This is a genomic window from Streptomyces murinus, from assembly GCF_002154555.1.
GTDB lineage: Bacteria > Actinomycetota > Actinomycetes > Streptomycetales > Streptomycetaceae > Streptomyces > Streptomyces murinus.
The window spans coordinates 1-3331 of sequence record NZ_MUNF01000537.1; the positions used below are offsets into that span (position 1 = coordinate 1).

Sequence of the window (3331 nt, forward strand, 5' to 3'; positions counted from 1 at the left end):
GGCGGCGGCCAGCGCGCTCGCGGGCCCGTTGAGGACGTAGTCCAGCTCGTCCACCGCCCGCAGCACCCGCTCCCGGGTCGGCGCCGCCACCGGGTAGTTGCCGTTCAGCACCCGCGACACCGTCGCGGGGGAGACCTGGGCGCGCGCGGCCACGTCCGCCAGGGTCACGGTCATCTCGTCGTCCTCCGGTCGCGCATCTCGTGGTCTCGTCAGGCCAGGTAGACGGCCTGAACAGGGCTGCGGTTCCCGCGCCCCACCGGCGTGCTTCCCGGCGGAAAGGGGCCCGGAACCCGGACAGGTCTTGTGCCGACCGCCGTCCCGAGGCTAGCTTCCTCCCCTGTAGAAAGCGCTTGCTATGACGATTGTCGCAGGGGACACACGGCGCACAGCGCCACAGAAGAGGACCCGAACAGGGTCCGTGGAGGGGACCGACGTGACACGCGAGACGACGGTGCGCATCGCCATGAACGGCGTGACCGGGCGCATGGGCCACCGCCAGCATCTGCTGCGCTCGATCCTCGCCCTGCGCGATCAGGGCGGCCTCGACCTCGGCGACGGCACCGTGCTGTGGCCGGAGCCGATCCTGCTCGGCCGCCGTGAGCACGCGCTGCGGGAGATCGCCGAACGGCACGGCCTGGAGCACATCTCCACCGACCTGGACGCCGTGCTCGCCGATCCGTCCGTCGACATCTACTTCGACGCGCAGGTCACCGCCGCCCGCGAGGAGGCGATCAGGAAGGCGATCGCCGCGGGCAAGCACATCTACACCGAGAAGCCGACCGCCACCGGCCTCGACGGCGCCCTCGAACTCGCCCGCCTGGCACGGGAGAAGGGCGTCCGGCACGGCGTCGTCCAGGACAAGCTGTTCCTGCCTGGCCTGCGGAAGCTGAAGCGGCTTGTCGACGGCGGCTTCTTCGGCCGGATCCTGTCCGTGCGCGGCGAGTTCGGCTACTGGGTCTTCGAGGGCGACTGGCAGGACGCCCAGCGCCCCTCCTGGAACTACCGTGCGCAGGACGGCGGCGGCATCGTCGTCGACATGTTCCCGCACTGGGAGTACGTGCTGCACGAACTGTTCGGCCGCGTCACCTCCGTCCAAGCCCTCACCGCCACCCACATCCCGCGACGCTGGGACGAGCACGGAAAGCCGTACGACGCGACGGCCGACGACGCCGCGTACGGCCTCTTCGAACTCGACGGCGGCGTGATCGCGCAGATCAACTCCTCCTGGGCGGTGCGCGTCCACCGCGACGAACTGGTCGAGTTCCAGGTCGACGGCACGGAGGGCTCGGCGGTGGCGGGCCTGCGCAACTGCCGCGTCCAGCACCGCGGTACGACCCCCAAGCCGGTCTGGAACCCGGACGTCCCGGCCACCGAGCCGTTCCGCGCGCAGTGGCAGGAGGTTCCGGAAAACGGGGAGTTCGACAATGGATTCAAGGCGCAGTGGGAGCTGTTCCTGCGGCATGTGTACGCCGACGCGCCGTACCGCTGGGACCTGCTGGCCGGCGCCCGTGGCGTCCAACTCGCCGAACTGGGCCTGAAGTCGGCGGCGGAGGGCCGTCGCATCGCGGTACCGGAGATCACGCTGTGACCGTCCGACTCCCCTCCTCCGACGGCACCTTGCGCACGTACGACCCGCGCCCCGAGCCCTTCCGGCCGTCCTCCGGCACGGCCTTCACCTCCCGTACGGTCTTCTCCGCGGCCCATGTCGTCGCCGACCCGTACGCGGACGTCTCGCCCGACTCGCCCGCCGCCGTCGACTGGGACGCGACCCTCGCCTTCCGCCGCCATCTGTGGGCGCACGGCCTCGGGGTCGCCGAGGCGATGGACACCGCGCAGCGCGGGATGGGCCTGGACTGGGCGGGGGCCGCCGAGCTGATCCGGCGCAGCGCGGCCGAGGCGAAGGCGGTCGGCGGGCGCCTCGCCTGCGGGGTCGGCACCGACCAGCTCACCGGCGGAAGTCTCACGGACATCCGCGCGGCCTACGAGGAGCAGCTCGCGGTCGTGGCGGAGTCGGGCGCCCAGCCGATCCTGATGGCCTCCCGCGCCCTGGCCGCGACGGCCGCCGGGCCCGAGGACTACCAGGAGATCTACGGCCACCTGCTCCGCCAGTCCGCCGAGCCGGTCGTGCTGCACTGGCTGGGCCCGATGTTCGACCCGGCGTTGGAGGGCTACTGGGGTTCGGCCGACCTGGACACCGCCACCGAGGTGTTCCTCGCCGTGATCGCGGCCCACCCGGACAAGGTCGACGGCATCAAGATCTCCCTCCTGGACGCGGGGCGGGAGATCGCCCTGCGCCGCCGGCTCCCGGCGGGCGTGCGCTGCTACACCGGCGACGACTTCCACTACCCCGAGCTGATCGCGGGCGACGAGTGGGGCTTCAGCCATGCCCTGCTCGGCATCTTCGACCCGCTCGCCCCGCTGGCGGCGGAGGCGGTACGGCACCTCGATACGGGGGACGTGTCCGGCTTCCGTGAACTCCTTGACCCCACCGTGGAGTTGTCCCGCCACCTCTTCCAGACCCCCACCCGCTTCTACAAGACCGGCGTCGTCCTCCTCGCCTGGCTGGCCGGCCACCAGTCGCACTTCTCCATGCTGGGCGGCCTCCAGTCGGCCCGCTCCCTCCCGCACCTGGCCCGCGCCTACGAACTCGCCGACGGACTGGGCCTGTTCCCGGACCCGGGGCTCGCCGAGAGCCGCATGAAGACCCTTCTCACCCTGTACGGAGTCCAGCAGTGACCGGTGGTGCGCTCGACCGCTTCTCCCTCAACCAGATGACGGTGAAGCAGCTGTCCCTGCCCGAACTGATTGCCGCCTGCGCTGAGTTCGACATCGGCAAGGTGGGCCTGTGGCGCGAGCCGGTCCAGGCGTACGGCGTCCCGGAGACGGCCGCGCTGGTCCGTTCGGCGGGGCTGGAGGTGACCACGCTCTGCCGGGGCGGGTTCCTCACCGCCATCGACCCCGACGAGCGGGCCGCCGCCCTGGCCGACAACCGCCGCGCGGTGGACGAGGCGGCGGCGCTCGGCACCGACACCCTGGTCCTGGTCTCCGGCGGCCTCCCCGCGGGCAGCAAGGACCTGGGTGCGGCCCGCGAACGCATCGCCGACGCCCTCGCCGAACTGGCCCCCTACGCCGGGTCCCATGGCGTCCGCCTCGCCATCGAGCCCCTGCACCCGATGTTCGCCGCCGACCGCTGCGTGGTGTCGACGCTGGCCCAGGCCCTCGACCTCGCCGAACGCTTCCCCGCGCACCAGGTGGGGGTGACCGTGGACACGTACCACATCTGGTGGGACGACCAGGCTCCGGCGCAGGTCGCCCGCGCGGGCGCGGAGGG

Annotated in this window: 4 protein-coding genes; 3 read left to right on the plus strand and 1 reads right to left on the minus strand. The window is 72.1% G+C overall.

What is annotated here, in order from left to right; translation table 11 throughout:
* Nucleotides 1–174: LacI family DNA-binding transcriptional regulator (locus CCN72_RS29130; RefSeq protein ID WP_143664235.1), on the minus strand; the 174-nt coding region annotated here is incomplete at its 3' end.
* Between the two features lie 259 nt (nucleotides 175–433).
* Between CCN72_RS29130 and CCN72_RS29135 the strand changes: the two genes are divergently transcribed.
* The 3 genes from CCN72_RS29135 to CCN72_RS29145 all read left to right on the plus strand — a co-directional run.
* A complete protein-coding gene (locus CCN72_RS29135; RefSeq protein ID WP_086810937.1) occupies nucleotides 434–1588 on the plus strand; it encodes a Gfo/Idh/MocA family protein in 1155 nt (384 codons plus the stop codon).
* Entirely contained in the window at nucleotides 1585–2736 is a 1152-nt protein-coding gene (locus CCN72_RS29140) for a dihydrodipicolinate synthase family protein (RefSeq protein ID WP_086810933.1), read from the plus strand. The genes CCN72_RS29135 and CCN72_RS29140 overlap by 4 nt, the downstream gene beginning before the upstream one ends.
* A gap of 35 nt (nucleotides 2737–2771) precedes the next feature.
* On the plus strand, nucleotides 2772–3331 hold a 560-nt coding region (locus tag CCN72_RS29145; protein ID WP_167408729.1), incomplete at its 3' end, for a sugar phosphate isomerase/epimerase family protein.